The following is a 23258-nucleotide window of genomic DNA, read 5'->3' on the forward strand; positions in this document are numbered from 1 at the left end:
GACGATTTCATGGCGTCAGCCGCCGAACTAAAACAGAACGCATCGCTGTATCTCCTCGCGCTGGGGGCCTTTGCAATCGGCACCGAAGGATTCATGCTCGCGGGGCTGCTGCCGATCATCGCGAAGGATCTATCCATCAGCCTCGCAGCGGCAGGGCAGCTCGTCACCGTCTTTTCGCTATCCTATTCGATCAGCTCGCCAATCCTGACGACGGTCAGCGCGCGCGTCAACCGGAGGCGCTTCCTGATCGTCGCATTGCTGTGTTTTACCGCTGCCAATTTCGCGGCTTGCGCATCGCCCGGCTATCCGACGCTCCTGGCCGCGCGCGTGCTGCTGGCGGTGTCGGCTGGCCTGTACATGCCGAGCGCGAATGCGCTCGCCGGCTCGCTCGTCGCGCCGGAGCGCAGGGGGCGCGCGCTCGCGACCGTCCATGGCGGGATCACGATCGCCGTCGCGCTCGGCGTGCCGCTCGGCGCGTGGATCGGCGGCCACTTCGGCTGGCGCGCGACGTTCGTCGGCATCGGCGTGCTGTCCGCGATCGTGACGCTCGGGGTGGTGGTCGGCCTGCCGAGCGGGATCGGCGCGAACCTGTCGGTGCCGTCGCTCGCGCAGCGCGTGGCCGTCGGGCGGCAGCCCGCCGTACTGGTCACGCTGCTCATCACGACCCTGTGGGCCGCGGGCATCTGGACCATCTACCCGTATCTCGCGCCGTTCCTGACGGGTCGCCCCGGCTTCAGCGGCGCGGAAGTCGGCGCCGTGCTGCTGCTGTACGGCGTGTTCGCCGGAATAGGCGTGTTTATCAGCGGCCGTGCGATCGACCGCCTCGGCAGCGGCAAGGTGCTGATCGTCTGCCTGGTCGTGATGATGCTGTCGTACGAGAGCCTTACCGCCAGCGCGCTGCACTTGGAGCCCGCGCATGCGCGCGTCGCGATCCTGGTCGCGATCGCCGCGTGGGGCGCGGCTGGCTGGGCATTCAACCCGGCCCAGCAGACCAAGCTGATCGGCATCGCCGGCCTCGACGTCGCGCCGGTCTCGCTGTCGCTCAATTCGTCGTTCACGTATCTCGGCTTCGCGCTCGGCGCGGCGCTCGGGTCGTTCATCGTCGCGTACAGCTCCGTGGCGGACATCGGCGCGATCGGCGGGCTGTCCGAACTGGCCGCACTGATCATCACGCTGGCGGCCAACCGCTATGCCCGACGCGCGTGCACGTCGCGGTCCAGGCCGCCGCCCCGCGCGCCGACCGCTCGACGCAGCCGTGACACGGCGCGTACGCAAGACGTCGAAGGAGACGCCATGAGCCGGGAAGGAATCAATGTACCGTACGACACCGGCCGAACTGCAGCGGCGCCAAGCGATACCTCACGCCAACTCCGGGGGCAGTTCGTCGGCGGGTTAATCGGGTCATCGAACGCTCCCGCATGCTGCCCACGCACTGTCAGACCTCGGGGTCGCTGTCGTGGAAAACCTTCTTTGAAACGGCTGTCATTGCCGATACGTTGAGTGCATTGGGATACATCCACAGCAACGCGTGGACTCCCGAGGAATTGAACCAGCGCTATCTCGCAAACCGCGATGACGGGCTGCTTATCGGTGCGACACCCGCGCGTCTGGTTCTGGCAACGGTCTGAGATTGCTTCTCGGTGGGGCGATCCATACCCCGATCCAGGTAAGCCTGACTTGCGCTTCGACCGCGTGCCGATCTCCAACGTCTCCTTCTGGGAACATTGAAGGACCGCTTCGGGGCGAATCATGCCTTTTACATGAACGCTGCTTAGGAGGAGATCGCAGCGCTCGGTCGCTCGGTCGTCGGGCACTACCCGGCCAACTTGAGACATTCGACGCGGCAGCCTACTTCGTCGACAATCGGAAATCCGAGCGCCGAACGATTTGCGAGGCAACCGACGGTCAGCGAGTGGAGCGTCCATGCGACGTGGTTACCGCGCAAATTGGGGCAGTTGGATAAGTGGTTTGTCCGGGGCCTAAGCCAGCGATAATGCTGGCAAAAGAACCGAGGAAATGACGAAGAGAACCCGACGGACGCACTCAGCGGCGTTCAAAGCGAAGGTAGTGCTGGCAGCGGTCAAGGGCGAGTGGACGTTGGCTGAACTGGCGCAGCAGTTCGATGTGCAAGCGCCACAACCAAGCGCTCGTCGCGCTCGTACGGCGCCGCCGCGACGTTCTGTTCGCCATGCTGCGCGACGGTACCAATTACCAACCCAAGTCAGCCCCTAACACTTGGCGAAACTCATAGCCCCCCCGGACGGGACGCAATACCCGCTCGAGCGCACGAAGTGGTGCGATTTTTTGTCAAAGAATGGACATCGCAAAGCAAACTCACTTCACATTAAAAATGTCATGAATCTATCTTTCGATTATTTTCCAGTCAGAATGATGGTTGCAAAAATCATATTGCTTTCAATATCTCAGGCGGCATTTCCTGCCACGAAAGTAGTAGAATCGACTCATCCAATGTATTACGGCAAGGTAGATGGAGACAGGCTAATATCACTTACAATTCCGCCGCGAGAGCTAATTCTCGATATGAATCCTGTTAACTCCATAAAATCTGAAGCGAATGATTTCAAACAGGCTCGTTATTATTTTCCGAATGCCAACACTCCACTGTCAGTGGTAAAGAATTTAGAGAGAATCTACAGATTCGACCGACGTCGAGATGTTCCTATCGTGTCCTCAAGTCTTGATTGGGTCATCGCAGAATATTTCAAAGCAAACTCTCATGTTCCCATTTGTCGTTTCAGGCTCCTAGGGAAGAGCGTCGAGCGCCAGGAGCAACTTGATTTTTCAGGAAAAGTAATCAAAATTATTCTGATCGGCTGGGCACCTCGAAATTCAACGGAAGATGAAGAACGGGTCCCAGATCTCTCGGTATTGGGTGAGCACCCCGCATGGATTCGCGTATTGCGAGTGACGCCTGACGGAAGAAAAACTCTGGTCGCAGAGGCCTGGAAAGCGACAGATGTTCCATTCGATGCGCCAACGGATAGCGAACCGAAGGCGAGTGATCTCTATTTTGGATTGCCAAATGGAGCCAGACGCTGGCGTTCGATAGCAGATTTTACGAAATATAACGAAATTGACCTTCACGCAGCATGTTTATCGGGGGCTAGACCGAGGTAGGACGTGATCCTGAAATTATACTTATTTTTCGTAACTGAGCGCCTTGATTGTCGCTTGTGGGTCCGACTTATGCTTCTTATGCATCACGCACATAGCCAAGATGGTAGTCACGCTCGATCATGGAACGTTGCCCGGCGGGGCAATATCGCATTCGTTCCTGTCGTCACGTGTTGAAGTTCGAAGTTTGTGCTAATAGCGTCCGCCGCAACGCTAATCGTGTCCGTTAATTCTGCTAACGCAGCCATCTACGGTCCTTGAACGCTCGTTTCTCGCGATAACGGCTAATCGCGCGCGGCGCGGCAGCAAAGTGACCCGACAGCCGAAATACAGAGGCGGGGACTGTTTCCAAAACCGTGTGATGCACACTACAGAATTCGGCTGTCGGATCGAGCCACTCACGTTTCCAGCGAGGCACTGAAACGTCCGCGTCGTTCAGCACGAGGCATCTGAAGCAGTACGGCACGCAGCGCCAGTTGAAGAGCCCGGCCGATGGCGTCTGGATGTGCCTCAATCTGTCTTCATCAAGACGTGCGAGCGTTGAGAATCGTTGAAGCGCTGGTTGAGAAATCGGAGGAAAAAGAATCCATCCAGCAGTCCCAAGCGAGGGCAGCGGCTCGCTCGAGCTCATCTGCCACAGCATCGCAACGCTCACCTGATATCGCGTCGCGACACGGCCTAACCAGCCACCAAAGGCCTCCTCGTAGAAGGGCCTGGGGGCAATCGGCCATGGAACGACGTTACTGCTCGACTCGGCAGACATGCTCGAGATGCGTAATGTCGATAAATTCGTCGCCGTTGCGAATTGATAGCTCGGCGGCATCGTTCAGCAACGTGGATACGCGACAGCGAATGGCCATTCTGACGCGCAGCGAACGACTCTGAACGACCCTAAGCGGTCGCTCAGTATGAGATCCCGTCAATGACCTTTCGCAAGATAAACGAGACACTTCGATGTACGACGCCCCATCATTTATGAGATCGTTGAATTTAATTCTGTGGACCGAACTTCCTATCGTAGAACGGTCGCGGGGATCGGACTGACCATTTCATTATGTCGTAGTTCGGAGGTTTCGGCCGATGCTGGCGGCGGTTTGAACTGCCGGAGCGCATTGTGGGCCATCCTGGACTGATCACCATGAGCATGCGCGAGCTGGATCGTCTGAAGATCGTGGAAGCCGTGATCGAGCAGCGTCTGATGCCTTGGCAAGCCGCGCAGCGGCTCGGAATCAGTCGACGGCAGATTGAACGACTGGTCGCCCGATATCGTGCTGCTGGCCTGGCGGGACTGGTTTCGCAGCGTCGTGGCCACGCAAGCAATCATCAACTTCCCGAGGATCTGGCGCATTGAGCCTTGAGCCTGATCCGCGAGCGCTACGCGGATTCTGGGTCGACGCTGGCGTGCGAGAAGCTGCCTGAATGTCATGGCATTGACCTGGCTGTCGAGACGGTTCGTACGCTGATGAGGGCTTCCGGCCTATGGATTCCACGCAAGCAACGCCCGCCGAAGGTCTACCAACCGCGCAACCGCTGTGCATGCCTGGGCGAACTGATTCAGATCGACGATCGAACGCCGTGCAGCGCAGCAAATCCGTTCTCTCGCCCGTGGGACGTGACGCCCAGCCACGGGAGCGCGCGATGGAGGTAGCGTTTGCACGCCGTCCGGGTCACGCTCACAATAAGCGTTCCGGCGGCTTTCCGCACCGGAACGGATGGAGGGCGAAATGAACGATCCCTATGATCTTCAGCGCTTTGTCGACGCACAAGATCCGGTGTATGCGCAGGTATGCGACGAGTTGAAGAGCGGACTCAAGCGAAGCCACTGGATGTGGTTCGTATTTCCACAGATTGAAGGACTTGGCGACAGCGCGATGGCGCAACGGTACGCGATCTCGACACTGGCCGAAGCCGTCGCGTATCTTCAGCATCCGCTGCTCGGCAAAAGGCTGCGGGAATGCACACGGCTGGTAAATCAGGTCGAAGACCGTTCGATCCAGACGATTTTCGGGTATCCGGATTACCTGAAATTCCGATCGTCGGTCACGTTGTTCGCGCACGCGACTGCCGACAACGCGGTGTTCGTGGCGGCGCTCGAGAAATATTTCGGCGGCGAGGCCGATCACAATACGCTCGCGCGAATCTAGGCGGTGCCGGTCTCGAGCGGCCAGATCTTGCCACTCGTCAGCGAGCGGTGGATGGCAAGTTCTGCCTGCATGCTGACGAACGGATTCACGTTCAGCCGGCACGCCGATTCCGATGCGACGAGGCGGCCTATTCTCGATCCTCCACGTCAGGTTCCATTTCCGTTTCTTGAATCGCTCCTTCACATCGCCGAACGATACTTGTGTCTCGCCGACGATCTGTTCGGCCTTGCCCACCATCTCCTTCAGCTTGCCCTTTGCTTCCGTGAGGCGGCTTCTCACCTGGTCTTTGTTCGTGACATCGCTCGTTGAAACTGACGAATGCTCGAACTGCGAATGCCCGATCAGGCGCGCCGATCCGAATCACATGAAACGTCCGTGCAGGTACGGCGATTGCGACGGTCAAACCGTTCGCGCTTGTGGACGGCAAGTTGACGGCCAAACGCTTGCCGCTGCCCAGGCTCTCGTTTCTGTAACGGGTGCCGACGGCAAGGCCGGCCGTGGCCACTCGCTTTCAATCCTGCGGAGGAAGCATGAACATGCTCACTAGCGCCGGCCCGCTGGTTTCACTGATCGCCGGCATTCTCATCCTCGTGATACCCCGTCTTCTGAACTATATCGTTGCGCTCTACCTGATCATCATCGGGTTGCTCGGTCTGTTCGGGGGACGTCTCCATTGAATCGATACGACCGCGAAATAGCTGATTACGACCCATATCGGTTACGTCGTCGTGCCATGCGTGGGTCCGGGGCTGGCAAGCACCGCCAGCGCAATGCGCGCGTTCGCGAATTGGCTCCATCGATCGCGAAATAAAATGCGTAAGACGTGGATCGCGTAGTTCAACCAGCAAGCGAAGTATCTCCGGTTCGTATGGGAACGAATCGTGCTCGTCGTCAGGTATCGAATGGAGGACAGCACAATGAAACCCGTGACAATTTCGAACCGCAAGACTCTGGCGACACTCGTGGCGAGCGGCACTCTCGCCATGGCCAGCGTGGCCTTCGCTCAGGTCTACGTTGCACCTCAACCGCGGCACGAAGAACCGGCCCCGGCACCTGATGTGTCGGTAACGATAGGCATGCACGGCGACCGTTACTGGGACGGCCATCGTTATTGGGAACATGACGCGTGGATGCATCGTCATCCGCATGAACATGATCCGTGGCGTGAGCACGAACGCGAGCACATGCACGAACACGAATATCGTGAATAGTGCAAACCGGCCGCCAGAGACCGGAGAAACCGCGGCTGCTCCACATTCTCATACTGCGCACGAACCCGCTGACTTATTCGGACAACAGATATATCCGCATCAAAACGCGCTCATCAGCGGCTGGATCAGATCGGCGGCCATCAGTCGCCTGAGGCCGGTCGCGTAGTCGTATCCGACCGCCGTGGTACAAAGCGTGCCGCATGTGCCGTTCGGGCCGCTTTCGAGAAGACACACTCCCGAAATCAGGCCAAGGCGGTCCGGTGGATGCTGCATGTTCCCGCAGCACGCGCTTGACGGGCGATCGCTCGAAATCGCGCGCCACCGGCGTATCGAAAGCGGCGGACATCCCCTGCCCGCCGCCGCTCAACGCTGTTCAACCCCGATCAGAACTGGTACCCCGCCCCGACCACCGCACCGAAGTCCGACCGTGCATTACCCGTCACCGACGCCTTGACGACCCAGCGATTGTTCTCCGTCACGTACGAATACCCGGCCGCGAAACCTTGTTGCCCGTGATAATTCGAAGTCGCCGCCGACACCATCGAACGCCCTGCCCCGGTCGGCTGCGGCAACCCGGCCACCGCCATCGCCGACGCCACGCCGCCGTACATGTCCTTCTTCAGGTCGTTGAACGCGTTGTACACCTGCCCGATCCGCTGGTCGGTGTAGCCTTTCGCCTGCGTCGACGCTGCGTTGAGGTTGTCGTTGAGCTGCTGCACGTTCACCGCATCGGTCGGCGCCGTGCCGGCCGCCACGTTCGTGACCTGGCGCTCGCTGCCCTTCGCGCCGACCGAGAACGAGTTGTCGCGATCGGCAATCGAGCCCTGGCCGACCGCCACTGCATTCTTGCCCGTTGCCGTCGCCGTCGATCCGATCGATCCCGCATCCGCGCGCGTGATCCACGACGTGTTTGCATCTGTCGCCGCCGCGCGGACCTTGTCGTTGATCGCCGCGGTCTTCAGTGCATCGTTGAACTGAGCCATGTTGACCGCATCGTTGGCGTTCACACCGGCCGCGACACCGCTCAGCACGCGGTCGCCCGCCGTGCCGGCAAAGTTGACGCTGGTGCCGCCCGAATCCTTGCCGACCGTGATCTGGCCGTTCGGATCCTGCTGCTGCACGAGGCCGGCCTTCCCGTTCGCAATGTCGGTCACGTTGTTCTGAAGGTTGGCGATATCGGTCGTGTTTTTCGACACCTGCTGGTTCGTCGCGTAGAGCTGAGAACCGTTGACAGCGTCCGTGCTGGCCGTGCCGAGCGTGCCGGCCTTCACGTTGGTGATGCGCGTGCCGCCCGCACCGCCGAGCGTGATCGAGCTCTTCGAGCTGTCGTCGTACTGCACGGCGAGCGCGCCCAGCTGATCGAGATTCGACTGCACCGATTTCAGTTGCTTCACGTTCACGGCATCCGTATCGTCGGTGCCGGCCGCGACGTTCTTCAGCACGACCGCCGCGTTCGCGTTGCCGCCGATCAACGACACCGAGTTCAGCCGGTTGCCGCTGCCGTCGACGTCGTACTTGACGACATTCTTCACGGCCTCGCCAGTCTGGTTCGATACCTGCGTGATTTGTTGCTCGAGATCGGACTTCACGCCGTACAACTGGCCGCCGTTCACCGCATCGGTGCTGCCGGCGGCGACGTTCCCGTCGGCGACGTTGGTCAGTTTCGTCGATGCGCCTCCACGAGCGGCGCTGTATGCGCCGAGCGTCGGATCGAACTGCAATGCATCCTTCTGCAGCCCGGCGATCGCGGTCGTATTGCCCGCGATGTTGGTTTCGGCGTTGCCGATGCGCGTCTCGTGATTTTGAAGCGTCGTGGTGTTGCCGACGACGCGACCATCGAGGTTCGTCAGCGCGTCGCCGACATTGTTGAACGAATCGCCACCTACCTTGTATGCAGGCGCCGTGATCGAGCCGTCAGGATTCGCCGTTGCACCGCCGCCGAGCGCGGCCGCCGTGCCGTCGATCGCGCGGCGCAATTGCGCGCCGTTCACCGCATCCGTGCTGCCGGCCGACACATCGCCTTGCGCGACATTGGTCACGCGCACCGGCACCCCGCCGTTACCCGCGCCGAGCGAAACCTGCCGCTTGCCGGCATCGTCGTATTTCACGGCGAGCGCGTCGAGCTGGCTCGTGCCGTCGTGGATCGCCGCGTTCAACTGGTCGACGTTGACCGCGTCGGTACCGTTCCGGCCGGCCGCGAGGTTGCCGATGCGCTGCGGGCCGTTGCCGCCATGGCTCGCGTCGTAGGTCCCGAGGTTTGCGTTCCATTGCAGCGCATCCTGCTGCAGCGCCGCGATGTTGCCGGCGTTCGTCGTGACCTGGTCGCCGAGCTTCGTCACGTTGTTACCGACGTTGGCGATCGACTGATTCAGCGTGTCGGTCGCCTTGCCGAGCTGGCCGACGTTCACCGCATCGTTCGCAGCCACGCCATCCGCGACGTTGTGCAGGCCAACCGGTGCCGGCGCACCCTGGCCGCCGAGCGTGACGCCGCCATGCGCATCGTCGTCGTACTGCACCGCGTTCTTCGTCGCGTTGCCGATCTGGTTCGCGACCGACGTGCTCAGATTACCGATCGTCGTGCTGACGCTGTTGCTCACGCTCGTGCTGAGCGATGCGAGGCCGCTGCCGAGCTGGCCGACGTTCACGGCGTCGTGCGGATCCTTGCCGTCCGCGACGTTGTGCAGCGTCGTGCCGTTCGGCCCGGCAAACGTGACCGAGTCGAAGCCCCTCTGACCGTCGTACTTCACGTTGCGCGCATCGGCTGCCTGCAGGCCGCCGATGTTCGACGCCGCCGTGCTGAGCGACGCATTGATGCCGGACACGTTGTTCTGCAGGTTCGTGATGTTCGCGGCAGCGGTCGACAGCGACGTCTGCAGCGGTGCAACGCTACCCTTCAATTGCCCGACATTGACCGCATCCGTATCGGCGACACCTGCGGCAACACCGCTGATTGTCGTGCCGTTGCTGCCGTCGAGTGCGATCGCGGCATGCGAATCGTCGGTGTATCTGACGACGTTCTGCGTCGCCGTCACGATGCTCGTGCTGAGGCTGTTGCCGACGCTCGTCACGCGCTGGTCGACGTTCGCGATCGACGTCGACAACGCATTGCCGACGGAGGTCACGCGGGCGTCGACGTTGCCGATGCCGGTGCTGAGCGTGCTGTTGACGTTCTTCAGTTGCTGGACGTTGACGGCATCCGTATCGGCCGCGCCGGCCGCAACGTTCTTGAGCTGGCGCTCGTGGCCGAGCGAGCCGAACGAGACAGCGCCGCCGACCGGTGCCGCCGTGCCGCCTAACACGGGCGTGCCGCCGTTGTTCGCGCCGGTGCTGCCCGAACCGATCGCGACCTGGTTGTCGTCATTCGTCTGCGCGCCGGCGCCGATCGCGACGGACTGCGTGCCGCCCGCACGTGTCTGGGTGGCCGCGTCGTACGCGGCGCCGTTCGATACGCCGTCGCTCGTGGTCGGATTCGCGCCGCCGATCGCAATCGAGCGATCGCCGCTCGCGAGTGCCGAGTGACCGAGCGCGATCGAGCTCGTGCCGTGCGCATCCGCGACGTTGCCGAGCGCCATCGAATAATCGCCGATCGCGGCCGACTGGCGGCCCATCGCGAGTGCCGTATTGCCTTGCGCGAGCGCGACCGTGCCGATCGCCGTGGCCGAGTTCGCTAGCGCCTGTGCACCGACGCCGATCGCAATCCCGCCGCCGCTGCTGGTGCCGCTCTTGCTGCCGGCATTCGACTGGTCGCCGATCGCGATTCCGCTGGAACCGGCCTTCGCATTCGTGCCCGACGTGAAATTCGTGCTGCTGGTCGCGACGTAAGTCCCGCTCTTCGTCGCAATACAGGCGGTATTCGTCCCGTCGATGCATTGCCCGTTCAACGCATTGTCCGGGTTGCCGCGATCGACGAAATTGTCTGCATGTGCGGCCCCCGCGACCAGCACGCCTGCGCCTGCGAACATGGCGGCGACGAGCGCCGGGATCTGGTTCCTCTTCATTTTCTTCTGCTCCGTTTATAGCGTTCGATTTGAATACGGACTACTTACGTTTATTCACAGCTTCCAGCTCGACTCCAACTCCGACTTCAGTGCGAAACGCGCTGCGCGCCCTGCGTCACCCGCCAGGCCGATGGCGATACGCAGCCGCCGCTCATGTCGACAACGCGCGCGCAGCGCCGGGCCGCCGCATGATTTCCGGCCCGCTTCTTTCATTCGATAAATAAATAAGGAATGCAGACTTCACGGTCAGGACGAGTTCCCCCGACCGATTCTCACGGTTCAACCCGTCACGCCGAACATTCCGAATTTGATGCCACGCCGGCCGCGACCAACCCCGTCTCTTTTATTTCATTGCGTGAAACTGGGTGAACCTCTTCGCGGCCGCTCTTTTCTTTTGCTTGAGCGGCGACATTGCCACGCCGCCCGATCCACCCGTCATTCAAAATTCGGACGAATTATGAGACACCACCCAACATCAGAAAAGACAGCATTCTTCATACATTGTAAAACTCAATATTTTCAAACACTTGCATCTCATTACATGCGCACGCAAACGATTAACCACATTTACACTTAATAAAAATGTTTTCACGAACGGACAAATGCTTTGCCGGAGCGGATTAAAAGCACGCGTGATTTTTTTAAATTTTTTAAAAAAGCCGTCGCACACCCGCCAGCACCCCGGACGACACGCGAATCCGAGTGTCCGCGATAACCGATAAGGCGAAAAACACCGAAAACGAGATCACCGCGCCAAAGCGCGAAAACGGCGAATGGAAAAATAGAAGCCCCCGTCATCTGGCGCGAAGCGGAATAACCTCCTACAATTCCGCTCGCATCGATTCCGGTACCGGCAATCATCCGCGCCTTTATCGGCCAGTGATCAGAACAACGAACGCCGAGTATTGCGCCGCCCCTGCCTGCCGTGCAGTCCGGCGACGTCCGCTTGTCGATGCGAGCGTGCCATGCGCATTCGCGAAGTCGCGTCGCGGTTTCCGACGATTTTCCCGAACGAAATCGCCGCCGCGCTGGAACGCTCTCCGCAGTCTTTCCCGAACAGGTGCACGATGCCTCGACCGAGCTCCGCATTGGGCCGCGCCCATATCCTGATCGTCGACGATCAGCCCGAGCAACTGCGCTTGCTGATCGATATCCTGCGCGGCACCGGGTGCCGGATCAGCGTCGCTTTCGACGGATTGCAAGCGTGCGAGCGTGCGCAGGCGCTCGTGCCGGACCTGATCCTGATGGATGTGCGCATGCCGCGCATGGACGGCTTCACCGCATGCCGCCGGCTTGCCGCCGATCCGCTGACGAGCGCTATTCCGGTCATTTTCCTGACGGTGGCCGGCGAGTTGCACGAGCGCGTCGAGGGGCTCGAGATCGGCGGCGTCGACTATGTGGTGAAACCGTTCGAGCCGGCGGAAGTCATCGCACGAATTCGCGTACAGCTGATGCGAACGGTCCGCCCGGTTCCGGCGGATACGGAGGATATGGCGGAGGCGCCCGCCCCGTTCGCGGCCGGCAAGGACGACGACATCATCGTGCGCGCGGCGATTCGCCATCTGTCGCGATCGCTGAACGATCCGCCGACGGTCGAGCAACTGGCGCGCGCGGTCGGCACGCATGAGAAGCGCCTGTCGCGCGCGTTTCGCGACAATCTCGGGCAGACGGTGTTCGAGTATCTGCGGCACGAACGCCTGCGGATCGCCCAGGATCTGCTTGATTCGACGTCGCTCAGCATCGCAAGCATCGCGAAGGAGATCGGTTTTTCCTCACCGGCGAATTTCGCCACCGCGTTCCGCGAACGGTTCGGCATCACGCCGACCGAATGGCGACGACAGCGCCATGCAGCCGGACGCGCGACGGCCCGTAAGCCGCAGCGCGACGCGTAGTCGCGCCCGGCATGACGATCGCGACTACCAGTTGTATTTCGCGCTCGCCAGCACCGTTCGCTCGTTGCCGAACACACATACCGCGTACGACTGGCAGCCGCTGACGTAGCGTCGGTCGAACAGGTTCGCGACATTCAACGCAAACCGCCAGTGACGCAGGTCGTAGTGCATCGCCAGGTCATACAGCGTGGCGCTCGGCACCGTCAGCAAGTTGTCCGGCGCGCCGGCCAGCGCGCTCTGGTAGCGCACGCCGGCACCGATGCCCACGCCCGCGAGCGCGCCGCCGTGCCAGGTCCAGTCCGCCCAGAGCGACGCCATTTGTCGCGGCAGCGGCACCGACACCGGCCAGTTGTTCAACGACGCATCGTTCGCCTGCACGTTCTTGACGTCCTGGTACGCGTACGACGCGACGATCGACAACTCGCGCGTCACCTTTCCGACCGCGCTCAGTTCGACGCCGCGCGAACGCACTTTTCCGGTCTGCATGGACGACGTGCCGGTGCGATCGAGACTCGGCGGCGTCGGCGTGACGACGTTGGTCTGATCGATCCGATAAACAGCCGCGGTGAGCATCAGGTTCCGTCCGGGCGGCTGCCAACGCAGCCCGGCCTCGGTCTGCACGCCGCGCGTCGGTTTCGGCAAGCCGCCGCCGTACATGCGCACGCCGATCACCGGATCGAACGACGTCGAGTAGCTGGCGTAGGGCGCGAACCCCGCATCGCCCTGCCAGGTGAGCCCGATGCGTCCGGAAAACGCACTGATGTCCTGCTGCGTGCCGGTTCTGGCCACCCGGTCGTCGAAGCGCGCGCTCACGCGATCCTCCCGGCCGCCGAGCGTGAGCGTCCAGCGGTTCCAGCGGATCTGATCCTGCGCGTACGCGCCGAGCGTGTTCATGGCCGTGTACTGATCGAAACGCCCGAGCGACGTCCGGCCGGAAAAGATCGCGGCCGTCACCGGAAGATAGACCGGGTGGTACAGGTTCAGTGACGGCGCCAGCGCGAGCCACACGCTGTTGGTCGTCGTCTGCCGGTCGAATTGCAGGCCGAGCAGCAACGTGTGTTCGAGCGGGCCGGTGGCGAAGCGCGCCTGCGCACGGTTGTCGATGTCCAGCCGGCTGTAGTTCAACTGGAACAGCCCCGCGGTACGCATCATGTTGGTCGTACTGCCGGGCGCAAACCCGTTGCCGAATACCGTCGCGTCGTCCAGCGACAGTCGCGACCAGCGCACGTCCTGCTGCAGCGTCCACATCGCATCGACGCGATGTTCGAGCGCGTAGCCGAGCGACCATTGCTTCTTCCGATAGTCGTTGAACGCCGGGTCGCCCATGTAGATGTCCTGCGACAGGCGCCCGTTCGGGTTCGGCAGCACCGTGCCCGCCGCCGGCAGGAAGTTCGACGAAATGTCGCCGTGATCCTGCAGGAACGACGCGGACACCGTCAGCGACGTGTCGGCCGTCGGCCGCCAGCGGAACGACGGCGCCACCGCGACCCGCCGGTCGGCGTTCGGACCGGTCACCGCATTGCCGTCGCGCGCGACGCCAACGAAGCGGTACGCATACTTGCCGTCCGGATCGAGGGTGTCGCCGACGTCGAGCATGGTCTGCTTGCGCGCGTCGTTGCCGATCTGCACGCCGGCTTCGCGAATGCGCTCGCCGTCGGCGAGCTTGGTGTGCGTATCGACGATCGCGCCGGGCTCACCCGCGCCGTACAGCACCGACGTCGGCCCGCGCAGCACGGCGACCGAGTCGATCGTGTACGGATCGACGCGCCAGTTCGCGATGACCGCCGTGTTCGGCGCCGGCACGCCGTCGACGTACAGCGTCGGCGTGAAGCCGCGCAATGCCGCATACCAGTCGGTGCGCGTGTCGGCGCCGAACGTCGCGAAACCCGGCACGTAGCGCAATGCCTGATTCAGGTCGGTCGCGCCTGTCATCTCGATCTGCTGCGCGGTCACAAGGTTGGTCGTCTGCGGGATTTCTGCGACAGGCGTGTCGGTCCTGGTGGCGGTGGCCGTGCGCAGCCCCACGAGCCCGAGCGACGCACAGTCGGCCTCGCCTGCCACGTCGATCTTTGGCAGCACCGCCGCCGCGTCGGCTGGCCGCACCGTCGCCGTACCGGATGCCTGCGCGTGTACACCGCCTGCGGCCGCCGCGCACAACGTCCCCCCGGCCGCGATCGCGATTGCGCGTCGCACCGAACCTGTCGCCGTTCCCATCGTTTCGATACTCTCCGTCGTCCCGCCGCGGCCCCGCCGCCGCGTGGTGCTGCCTGCCGCGCACGAATCGGTGCGCGTCGATCGATTGCGTCGTTTTCGAGCGCGTGAATGATATCGCCGCACATTGCGCGGTCCTTATAAAAATGCATGCGGCCGCGATCCCGGTGTCGCGGACGCATGAGCGTTCACCATGTCCCGTACAGCCGCCCGTGTCGCGCGCGTTCAACGGAGAACGCGACGACCGCACGCCGTGCAATCCGTGCGCTTGACGCGCAGACCTGTCCGATCATATTGGCGACGTCGACGCGGCAACCGTCATTGCCGCCATGCCCGCGCATGCCTGGAGCGACTGACCCGCACCGCGCGTCGTTCGAACCGTTCCTCCAGGTCCGCATTCCTGCGCGTCATCGCGCCGTTCCCCGGTTCTTCTCGTTCGTCGAACGATACCGATGCGGCTTCAACGGCATGCGCTTGTCGCTGCCTCCGGCCTGGAAAGCGGTCTGAAACATCGCACCATGTCATATGTCGTGCGACAACTATGTGAAATGGTGGGAATCCATCGTTTTGGATGTCTGAAAAGCCTGCGGCCCGACCGCCGGTGACGATCATATCTCGCAAACGTATCAATCGCCATTTTTTGGCGACACTATTAGCATGTTAATCAACGAATCCACTGCAATCGGCTTCCGAAAAATAGATCGCCCCCAAACGCCAGTTCATGGTCGAAAACGCTGATCCTTCCAGTACAATCCGCATCGTCATGCGATGACTGATTTCAAAATGGCGCTGTCTCTTTTCAGCTGAGTCCGATCAAGGAAGGACGCACACGACATGAACGACCCGCGGCTTCGGCCTGAATCCGGCGCGCGCATTTCCCGGCGCACCTTCCTTTACAGCATCGGCGCGCTCGCGCTTTCCGCTTGCGGCGGCACGGGAGCGAGCGAAAGCGTCGCCGGCACCACGGCCGCCGCGACCGGCAACCGTGCGCTCGCGCGCGTGGCCACCGGCACCACGGCCATCGCCACGAATGACGCGTTCGCGCATCCGGGCCTGCTGCACGCCCAAGCCGATTTCGAGCGGATCGCGCAGAAAGTGGCGGCCGCCGCATCGCCATGGCGCGAAGGCTGGAACACGCTGATCGCGAACGGGCATGCGCAGTTGTCTTGGTCGCCGCGCCCGCAAGCCGTCGTCACGCGCGGCGGCACCGGCTCGCAGAACTACCCGGTGCTGTACAAGGACATCGCGGCCGCGTATGCGTGCGCGCTGCGCTGGCGGATCTCGGGCGACACCGCGTATGCGGACAAGGCCGTGCAGATCATGAATGCGTGGTCGTCGACGCTGCAGAACCTCGCCGGCGACTCGAACGTCGACCTGGCGGCCGGCCTCTACGGCTACGAATTCGCGAACGCCGGCGAGATCATGCGCACCTACCACGGCTGGGCCGCCGCCGACTTCGCCGCTTTCCAGACGATGATGGCCGGCAAGTTCTACCCGATCAACGCCGATTTCCTGAACCGCCACAACAACACCGACATCACGCACTACTGGGCGAACTGGGATTTGTGCAACATCGCGTCGATCATGGCGATCGGCGTGCTGTGCGACGATCACGCGAAGTTCGACGAAGCCGTCAACTACTTCATCGACGGGCCAGGCAACGGCGCGATCGCGCAAGCCGTGTACTACGTGCATCCCGGTCATCTCGGCCAATGGCAGGAGTCGGGCCGCGACCAGGGGCACAACACGCTCGGCATCGCGCTCGGCGGTGCGATCTGCGAAATGGCGTGGAACCAGGGCATCGACCTGTACGGGCACGACAACAACCGTTTCCTCGCGGGTGCCGAATATGTCGCGAAGGCGAATCTCGTGCAGCCGGACGGCACGTTCCTTCCGGTGCCGTACGTGCCGTATGCGAACGCCGATGTCACGCAGGCGCATTTCTCGAGCGCCAGCCAGGGAACGATCCGTCCGTGCTGGGCGCTCGTCTACAACCATTACGTGAACCGCAAGGGGCTGTCCGCGCCGTGGTCCGCGAAGTTCGCGCGCGCGATCCAGCCCGAAGGCGGCGGCGGCAACTACGGCGAAACGAGTGGCGGATACGATCAGCTCGGCTACGGCACGCTGACATGCACGCGCGACCCCGTTGCGCCCGCAACGGCACCGAGCGGGCTGACCGCGTGGCCGGCCGCCGGACAGGTCGTGTTGTCGTGGTGGGGCGTCGCGAACGCCGCCAGCTACAACGTGAAGCGCGCCGCCACGACGGGCGGGCCGTACAAGACCGTGGCAAGCGGCATCGTCGATCCGCTCACCTACACGGACACGCCCGCGCAAGGCATCTGGTACTACGTCATCAGTGCGCAGACCGCATCGGGCGAATCCGCGAATTCGGCGGAAGTCACTGCGTCGACAGCGCTGCAACTGCATACGATGCTGACCTTCGACGAGACGAACGGCACGACCGCCGCGGACGCGTCCGGCAACGGCCATGCGGGCACGCTCGTCGGCGGCACATCACGCGTGTCCGGGAAGACCGGCAACGCGGTGTCGCTTGACGGCGCCAGTGGCTACGTCGCGCTGCCGAACGACATCGTCGCCGACGTGTCGGATTTCACGATCGCGGCGTGGGTCAACTGGCGCGGCGGACAGACGTGGGCGCGCATCTTCGATTTCGGTTCGGGCACCGGACGTTATCTGTTCGTCACGCCGAAAAGCGCGCGCGGGACGATGCGCTTCGCTATCACCACCAACGGCGGGCATGGCGAGCGCACGATCGACGGCAACACCGCACTGCCGGCCGGGCAATGGGCGCACGTCGCGGTCACGCTCTCCGCAACGACCGCAACGCTCTATCTGGACGGCAATGCAATCGGCTCGGCGAGCGACGTCATCTTCGCGCCATGGCGCATTGGCAAAACCGCGCAGAACTGGATCGGACGCTCGCAATATCCGGGCGATCCGTTCTTCAACGGCGGGATCGACGAGTTCCGCATCCATCGCGGCGCGATGTCGGCCGACCAGGTGAAGGCGCTGGCTCAGCGCGCGTGATGCGTGCCGGGTTCCCGAATGCGTGTCGCGGCGGACCGCGCGTCCGCTGTCCGCCGCCGCGACATCGCGCACGCGCTCACGGCGACCGGTTGAAATAATGCCGGGCCAACGCGACCCAATACCGGACCCCGGCCGGAATGATGTCGTCGTTGAAATCGTATTTCGGGTGATGCAGCGCCGGGGCGGCCGTTCCGGCCGGCGCGTTGCCGATCAGCACATAAGCACCGGGGCGCTCCTCGAGCATGAAGCCGAAGTCCTCGGAGGTCATGTTCGGCGGCACGTTCGCGTAAAGGCGTGCGTCGCCGAAGGTGTCGCGAATCACCGCTTCGCAGAGCGCGGTCTCGGCCGGCGTGTTGACCGTCGCCGGGTAGTACTGAAAGAACTCGACGTCGACTTGCGCGCCATGCGCGCGGGCAAGCGCCTCGCACACTAGCCGGACGTCGCGCTGCAACTGTTGCTGCAATGCCGACGACAGCGTGCGAATCGTGCCGCGCAGCTCGGCGCTGTCCGGAATGACGTTGTCGGTCGTTCCCGCATGGAACATGCAGACGGAAATGACGGCCGGGTCCACGGGATCCTTGTGCCGCGCGGCGATGGTCTGACACTGCAGCACCATCGAACAGGCGAGCGGGACGGGGTCGATGCCCAGGTGCGGCTGCGCCGCATGCGCGCCCTTGCCGGTTACCGTGATCCTGAACCGAGAGCCCGCTGCCATGATGGGCCCGGTGCGCAACCCGAAATGCCCGGCCGGCAAGCCGGGCCAGTTGTGCATGCCGAATACCGCCTCCGCCGGGCATTGCTCGAACAGCCCGTCGTCGATCATCTTCCGCGCGCCCGCGCCGCCCTCTTCGCCGGGCTGAAATACGAAATGAACCGTGCCCGGCAACTGCGGCAGCGCTTTCAGCACGCGCGCGGCGCCGAGCAACATGACGGTATGTCCGTCATGCCCGCACGCATGCATGATCCCTTGCGCGCTGGATGCGTGCGCGAAGTCATTGGCTTCCTGGATCGGAAGCGCATCCAGATCCGCACGGAGCACGATTCCACGCCCCGGGTCCGCGCCGGGCAGGCTCGCGACGACGCCCGTGCCGCCCAGCCCGCGCGTCACCGCATAGCCGAGATCTTCGAGCTCACGGGCAACGACGTCGGCCGTCCGGTGTTCCTCGAATCGCAACTCGGGATGCGCATGCAGGTCGCGACGCAAGGTCGCCCAGTGCGCGTGATGCGTTTCCAATGACGTCTCGGGGATGATGGGGTTTTTCAATTTCGACACCCTCGCAAGGCAAACCGGTTCAAGTCGGGACTGCGGCCGCGTCAATCATGAAACCCGAGAATCGACTTGACCTCCATGTACTCTTCCATCCCTTCGATCCCGTACTCGCGGCCGTTGCCCGACTGCTTGTACCCGCCGAACGGCGCCTGAGGGTCCCATGCCGGGTAGTTCAGGTGTACCTGCCCCGACCGGATGCGCGCTGCCACCGCACGCACGCGCTCCATGTCCGTGCCCTGCACATGCGCGCCAAGCCCGTAGACCGTATCGTTCGCGATGGCGACCGCTTCGTCGACGGTGTCGTAAGGCAGGATCGCGAGGACCGGGCCGAAGATCTCCTGCTGCGCGATCGCCATGTCGGTGCGGACGTCGGAAAAGATCGTCGGCCGCACGTAGAACCCCCGGTCGAATCCCGCCGGCCGCCCGGGGCCGCCGGCGATCAGCTTCGCCCGTTCGTCGATGCCCGCATCGATCATTTGCGCGACCCGGCCGAACTGCGCGCGATTGGCCAGCGGGCCATGCGTCGTCGACTCGGCGAACGGATCGCCGACGACCATTCGCTCCATTGCCGCGACGGCCAGCGCCTCGACATTGCCCAGCACGCCACGCGGCACGATCAACCGGGTCGGCGCGCTGCACGACTGGCCCATGTTCCGGAACGCGGCGGCAACGCCCGGCGCGATGGCGCGCGACAGGTCCGCATCGGGCAACACGACGTTCGGCGATTTGCCGCCAAGCTCCTGCGCGACGCGCTTGACGGTCGGCGCCGCCGCCTGCGCGACCAGCACGCCGGCACGCGTCGAGCCAGTGATCGAAACCATGTCGACTTCCGCGTGCGACGCGAGCGACGCGCCCACCTCCGTTCCGCTGCCGCTCACCAGGTTGAACACGCCCGCAGGCACACCCGCATCGGCGATCACTTCCGCGAACAGCAACGCGCTGAGCGGCGACAGCTCGCTGGGTTTCAGCACCACCGTGCAGCCCGCCGCCAGTGCCGGGCCGACCTTCGCCGTGATCTGATAGATCGGCCAGTTCCACGGCGTGATCAGCGCGCAAACACCGATCGGCTCGCGCACGATCGCGGTCGTCCCGCGCCGGGTGCGAAACGGATAGCTGGCCAGATTGTCGCGCGCGACGCGAATATGTTCGGCCGCAAGCGGCACATGCGCGGTGCGTGCATAGCCGATCGGCGCGCCCATTTCCATCGCGAGCGCCATGGCGAATCGTTCGGCACGCGCCAGGATCAGCATGTGCACGCGGTCGAGGAGCACCGCGCGTTCTTGCGGCGACGTCGCGGACCAGCGTTCGAACGCATTGCGCGCGGCCTGCACCGCACGGTCGGCGTCGCGCGCGTTGCCGAGCGGGATGTCGCACAGCACGTCTTCGGTGGACGGGCAGACGACCGCGAAACGGTCGCCGCCGTCCGGCAAAACCCAGTCGCCGTCGATGAAGAAGCGATCGAGCCTGCCGGCTTCCATCAGACGACGAACCGGTGAATCGGTGGGTGAATTCATTACGGGATGTCCTTGAGTCGATGCCATGCGCCCGCCAGCGGCCGAAGCCGCGGTGTGCCGACTAGAAATCGGCGACCTTGCCCCATGCGGAATCGCCGAACCGGCTCGGCCGATACGGTATCGGGTCCACGATCGGTTGCGCACCCGTGGCGAGATCCGCGATCAGGTGACCGGCGCCGGGGCCGATGCCGAAGCCGTGACCGGAAAAGCCTGCCGCGAGGATCAACCCCGGCACGCCCGGCACTTCGCCGATACCCGGCACGCCGTCCGGCGTGCTGTCGACGAATCCGGCCCATGCATGCGTGATCGTCGATTCGCGCAGTTCCGGGAGCAATTCGACGGCACGGCGGTACGTTTCGGCGACCGTCGGCATGTCCGGCTTCGGATCCAGGATGCGCACCGCCTCCATTGGCGTCGGCGCATCGAGCCGCCATCGCTTCAGCGTTTCGTGTCCGCCGCGCATCCCTTCGAGACCGCCCGGCAGAAGATTGCGCCAGCGCTTCGCGAACATCGGCACGAACTGCGGCGCGAATCGCAGGAACTGCGGCGTCACGTCCACGCGTGCGCGGCCGCTGATGGCCAGTGCATAGCGCCCGTCGCCGCGGCGCGTCACGGACACGCCGGACGTATACAGTGCATCCGGCAAGCGCTGTTCGATGGGCGACACGCTCAGGATCGACTGGCGGATCGACGCCTGCGGAAACCGGATGCCGAGCTGACGGCAAAACGACGACGCCCACGCGCCGCCGGCGAGCACGACCGTCCTGGTCCGGATCACGCCGGCTTCCGTGACGACACCGCCGACGCGCCCGCCCTCCAGCTCGATGCCGCGCGCCGCGCAGTGCTGGTTGACGCTGCCGCCGAGCTTCATCAACGCGGCCGCCACGGCCGGCGCGGCTTTCCCCGGGTCGGCCGTGCCATCGCTCGGCGAGAACACACCGCCCTTCCACGGTCGCCCGGTCGCGTGCCCGCGCTCGCCGGCCTGCTTGCTGTCGAGCATGTACGTCGTTACACCCGCCGTCTTCGCGAATTCGCCCCAGCTGGCCCAGCGTGCCAGCTCGGCCTCGTCATTGCTCAGATACAGCAGCCCGCAACGATGGAAGCCCGTGTCTTCGCCGGATTCGGCGGCGAATCGTTCCCACAGATCGATGCTCTTGCTCGCCATCGGCAATTCGCGTTCGTCGCGGTTCTGCTGCCGGCACCAGCCCCAGTTGCGGCTCGACTGCTCGGCCCCGATTCGGCCCTTCTCGACCAGCGCGACCGACACCCCGCGCCGGGCCAGGTAATAAGCGGTGAAGACGCCGATGATGCCGCCGCCGATCACGACGACGTCGGCCGAGGCCGGCGGCGAGGATGGTGTTTCGATATGGCGCAACGGAGGGGACATATTCACTCTCGTTCGGTTGATACGGTGACGTTTTGCACAACGTAGAATTTCGCCACGCGCTCGCTGCTTTCCCATCCGATCGGTGCGCCGCGCGGCACGAAGAGCGCGTCGCCGGCGCCGAGCGACAGCACGCTGCCGTCGGGCGCGGCGAACCGTACGCTGCCGGCGAGCAGGAGCATGAACTCGTTCACGCGATGCGGGCGAACGATTCGGTGATAGGGCGTCGAATCCCACGCGCCCGCGCAGTACCCGGCGCCGTCATCGATGAATACGTTGTCGCTGCGGCATTGCGGTGCGGCGCCGAGCAGCACTTCGGCCGGGAGCGACGCGGACGGCTTGAAGTCGGCGTCGGCGCGCAGCGCGAACAAGCCGCGCTTCGTCGGTTTCGTGCATGCAGCCGCGCAGAACATCACGAGCACGCGCGATTCCGCCGCGACGCGAAGCGCCGTGCCGACGCCGATGACCGCCCCCTCCCCCGGCCCCAGCACCAACGGAGCGGCGCCCGCCGCTTCCAGCGTCAGCTCGCCTTCGACGACGATGAGGGTCTCGATGTGCGGATAACGCGCGACGTCGAACTCGCCGACGAAACGGATACGCCCGGCGGCCATCGCGTCGGGCCCTTCCCACGCGATCTCCCGATGTCGGGCGAAAGGATCGCACTCGCCGAATGCCTGCTTGCGAAAGGCGCTTGGATCAGTCGTGCCGTCGGCACTGTGCAACACGAACACTGCGGTCATTTCAGCTCCTGCCCGGTGCGCGACGATGTTGTCGGGAACCACGTCGCGCGGTATCGGAAATCATTGTTCGCGGATGTCGCCCGCGCCGCGCCTACGCAACGTGACACGACGCCTCGCGGCGTTCGGCATGCATGCGCACCGGCGACGTTCGCACCGGCGCGTCATCCGGCCGGGCGAGCACGTAATCGCGCGGCGTGATCCCGAGCACCCGCCGAAAATGCCGGCACAGATGGCTCTGATCGAAGAAGCCGACCTCGGTCGCGACCACCGACGGCGCCACACCGGCGCGCAGCAAATCCTGCGCACGCCGCACGCGCACGAGACACAAATACCGGTGCGGCGACAAGCCGACTTCGCCGCGAAAGCGCGCCGTGAAACGCGACACGCTCAATCCGGCCACGGCCGCGAGCGTGTCGAGGTTCAGCGGCTGCGCGAACGATGCGTCGATCGTGCGCAGCACGTCGCCGATCGCCGACGAGACGGGCTGCGGAACACGCGGAGCGCGCGGCGTCGCGCCTTCAAGCGATTCGTGGAACAGGGTGGCCATGCTCGCCGTCCTCATGCAATCGCCTTGACGGCAGTGCCTTGTGCGATGAAATGCGCGACCGAGCGCGGCTCGATCCATGCGGCCACTCTCTTACCCACAGCCGCCCTGGCGCGGCTGGCTTCGTCCAGCGCAAGCGGGCAAATGAATCGTGCGGTCATATCGAA

Annotated in this window: 19 protein-coding genes and 2 pseudogenes; 10 read left to right on the plus strand and 11 right to left on the minus strand. The window is 63.7% G+C overall.

Annotated elements, in window-relative coordinates; genetic code table 11:
- Positions 1–9 precede the first annotated feature (9 nt).
- From WI26_RS28775 to WI26_RS32490, 3 genes and pseudogenes are all read left to right on the plus strand, one after another.
- Positions 10–1500, plus strand: coding sequence for an MFS transporter (locus WI26_RS28775; RefSeq protein WP_081334399.1), 1491 nt, complete (start codon positions 10–12; stop codon positions 1498–1500).
- Between the two features lie 516 nt (positions 1501–2016).
- A pseudogene (locus tag WI26_RS33480) lies at positions 2017–2139 on the plus strand (IS3 family transposase); the annotation flags it as partial.
- Between the two features lie 216 nt (positions 2140–2355).
- Positions 2356–3138 carry a hypothetical protein gene (locus WI26_RS32490; RefSeq protein ID WP_155768847.1) on the plus strand — a complete coding sequence of 261 codons (783 nt, stop codon included), beginning with the start codon at positions 2356–2358 and terminating at the stop codon, positions 3136–3138.
- A 232-nt stretch (positions 3139–3370) separates the two neighbouring features.
- Here WI26_RS32490 and WI26_RS31935 read toward each other — a convergent pair whose 3' ends face one another.
- Positions 3371–3958, minus strand: a complete 588-nt coding sequence (locus WI26_RS31935; protein WP_335622153.1) for a TniQ family protein — start codon at positions 3956–3958, stop codon at positions 3371–3373.
- Positions 3959–4273: 315 nt separating this feature from the next.
- On the opposite strand from WI26_RS31935, the pseudogene WI26_RS31945 reads away from it, so the two are divergent.
- The 5 genes and pseudogenes from WI26_RS31945 to WI26_RS28795 all read left to right on the plus strand — a co-directional run.
- A pseudogene (locus WI26_RS31945) lies at positions 4274–4699 on the plus strand (helix-turn-helix domain-containing protein); the annotation flags it as partial.
- Between the two features lie 160 nt (positions 4700–4859).
- A complete protein-coding gene (locus WI26_RS28790) occupies positions 4860–5279 on the plus strand; it encodes a DUF1810 domain-containing protein (RefSeq protein WP_069228355.1) in 420 nt (139 codons plus the stop codon).
- 51 nt (positions 5280–5330) lie between these two features.
- A complete protein-coding gene (locus WI26_RS33485) occupies positions 5331–5588 on the plus strand; it encodes a hypothetical protein (RefSeq protein WP_155768848.1) in 258 nt (85 codons plus the stop codon).
- A 221-nt stretch (positions 5589–5809) separates the two neighbouring features.
- Positions 5810–5956, plus strand: a complete 147-nt coding sequence (locus WI26_RS31955) for a DUF3096 domain-containing protein (RefSeq protein WP_081054889.1) — start codon at positions 5810–5812, stop codon at positions 5954–5956.
- A gap of 240 nt (positions 5957–6196) precedes the next feature.
- Positions 6197–6490: a hypothetical protein gene (locus WI26_RS28795; RefSeq protein WP_069228356.1), complete on the plus strand. Its 294-nt coding sequence runs from the start codon at positions 6197–6199 to the stop codon at positions 6488–6490.
- 99 nt (positions 6491–6589) lie between these two features.
- On the opposite strand, the gene WI26_RS32500 is transcribed toward WI26_RS28795, so the two are convergent.
- The 3 genes from WI26_RS32500 to WI26_RS32505 all read right to left on the minus strand — a co-directional run bounded on the left by WI26_RS32500 (position 6590) and on the right by WI26_RS32505 (position 11349).
- Positions 6590–6763: a hypothetical protein gene (locus WI26_RS32500; RefSeq protein WP_155768849.1), complete on the minus strand. Its 174-nt coding sequence runs from the start codon at positions 6761–6763 to the stop codon at positions 6590–6592.
- A 110-nt stretch (positions 6764–6873) separates the two neighbouring features.
- Positions 6874–10488 (minus strand): YadA-like family protein, encoded by a 3615-nt coding sequence (locus tag WI26_RS28800; RefSeq protein ID WP_069228101.1) that lies wholly within the window; start codon positions 10486–10488, stop codon positions 6874–6876.
- Positions 10489–11076: 588 nt separating this feature from the next.
- On the minus strand, positions 11077–11349 hold the full coding sequence (locus WI26_RS32505; protein ID WP_155768850.1) for a hypothetical protein: 273 nt from the start codon (positions 11347–11349) through the stop codon (positions 11077–11079).
- Positions 11350–11555: 206 nt separating this feature from the next.
- Here WI26_RS32505 and WI26_RS28805 point away from each other — a divergent pair, with 206 nt between their 5' ends.
- A complete protein-coding gene (locus tag WI26_RS28805; protein ID WP_069228357.1) occupies positions 11556–12380 on the plus strand; it encodes a response regulator in 825 nt (274 codons plus the stop codon).
- 24 nt (positions 12381–12404) lie between these two features.
- Here the strand turns inward: WI26_RS28805 and WI26_RS28810 are convergent, their stop codons facing one another.
- Positions 12405–14594: a TonB-dependent siderophore receptor gene (locus WI26_RS28810; protein WP_069228102.1), complete on the minus strand. Its 2190-nt coding sequence runs from the start codon at positions 14592–14594 to the stop codon at positions 12405–12407.
- Positions 14595–15425: 831 nt separating this feature from the next.
- Between WI26_RS28810 and WI26_RS28815 the strand changes: the two genes are divergently transcribed.
- A complete protein-coding gene (locus WI26_RS28815) occupies positions 15426–17639 on the plus strand; it encodes a LamG-like jellyroll fold domain-containing protein (RefSeq protein WP_069228103.1) in 2214 nt (737 codons plus the stop codon).
- A gap of 76 nt (positions 17640–17715) precedes the next feature.
- Here WI26_RS28815 and WI26_RS28820 read toward each other — a convergent pair whose 3' ends face one another.
- The 6 genes from WI26_RS28820 to WI26_RS32510 all read right to left on the minus strand — a co-directional run bounded on the left by WI26_RS28820 (position 17716) and on the right by WI26_RS32510 (position 23252).
- Complete coding sequence (locus WI26_RS28820) at positions 17716–18903, minus strand: M20 aminoacylase family protein (protein WP_069228358.1); 1188 nt, start codon at positions 18901–18903, stop codon at positions 17716–17718.
- Positions 18904–18953: 50 nt separating this feature from the next.
- Positions 18954–20423 (minus strand): aldehyde dehydrogenase family protein, encoded by a 1470-nt coding sequence (locus WI26_RS28825; protein WP_069228104.1) that lies wholly within the window; start codon positions 20421–20423, stop codon positions 18954–18956.
- A gap of 61 nt (positions 20424–20484) precedes the next feature.
- On the minus strand, positions 20485–21810 hold the full coding sequence (locus WI26_RS28830) for an NAD(P)/FAD-dependent oxidoreductase (RefSeq protein WP_059539297.1): 1326 nt from the start codon (positions 21808–21810) through the stop codon (positions 20485–20487).
- A 2-nt stretch (positions 21811–21812) separates the two neighbouring features.
- Positions 21813–22547 (minus strand): cupin domain-containing protein, encoded by a 735-nt coding sequence (locus WI26_RS28835; RefSeq protein WP_069228105.1) that lies wholly within the window; start codon positions 22545–22547, stop codon positions 21813–21815.
- A gap of 91 nt (positions 22548–22638) precedes the next feature.
- Positions 22639–23094, minus strand: coding sequence for a helix-turn-helix domain-containing protein (locus tag WI26_RS28840; RefSeq protein WP_069228106.1), 456 nt, complete (start codon positions 23092–23094; stop codon positions 22639–22641).
- 11 nt (positions 23095–23105) lie between these two features.
- Positions 23106–23252 carry a hypothetical protein gene (locus WI26_RS32510; protein ID WP_155624398.1) on the minus strand — a complete coding sequence of 49 codons (147 nt, stop codon included), beginning with the start codon at positions 23250–23252 and terminating at the stop codon, positions 23106–23108.
- Between the last annotated feature and the right edge of the window lie 6 nt (positions 23253–23258).

Source organism: Burkholderia diffusa (assembly GCF_001718315.1).
Taxonomy (GTDB): Bacteria; Pseudomonadota; Gammaproteobacteria; order Burkholderiales; family Burkholderiaceae; genus Burkholderia; species Burkholderia diffusa_B.